The sequence below is a fragment of the Citrobacter sp. wls615 genome (assembly GCF_005281355.1).
In the GTDB taxonomy this organism is placed as follows: domain Bacteria; phylum Pseudomonadota; class Gammaproteobacteria; order Enterobacterales; family Enterobacteriaceae; genus Citrobacter; species Citrobacter werkmanii.
On record NZ_SZXM01000052.1, the window covers coordinates 1 to 513 of the forward strand.

The following is a 513-nucleotide window of genomic DNA, read 5'->3' on the forward strand; positions in this document are numbered from 1 at the left end:
TTCTTTAAGGTAAGGAGGTGATCCAACCGCAGGTTCCCCTACGGTTACCTTGTTACGACTTCACCCCAGTCATGAATCACAAAGTGGTAAGCGCCCTCCCGAAGGTTAAGCTACCTACTTCTTTTGCAACCCACTCCCATGGTGTGACGGGCGGTGTGTACAAGGCCCGGGAACGTATTCACCGTGGCATTCTGATCCACGATTACTAGCGATTCCGACTTCATGGAGTCGAGTTGCAGACTCCAATCCGGACTACGACATACTTTATGAGGTCCGCTTGCTCTCGCGAGGTCGCTTCTCTTTGTATATGCCATTGTAGCACGTGTGTAGCCCTACTCGTAAGGGCCATGATGACTTGACGTCATCCCCACCTTCCTCCAGTTTATCACTGGCAGTCTCCTTTGAGTTCCCGGCCGGACCGCTGGCAACAAAGGATAAGGGTTGCGCTCGTTGCGGGACTTAACCCAACATTTCACAACACGAGCTGACGACAGCCATGCAGCACCTGTCTCA

At 52.6% G+C, this 513-nt stretch carries 1 rRNA gene; it reads right to left on the reverse strand.

Annotation, left to right across the window (positions count from 1 at the left end):
- Window positions 1-10: 10 nt before the first annotated feature.
- Window positions 11-513, reverse strand: a 16S ribosomal RNA gene (locus FDX04_RS14465); the annotation flags it as partial.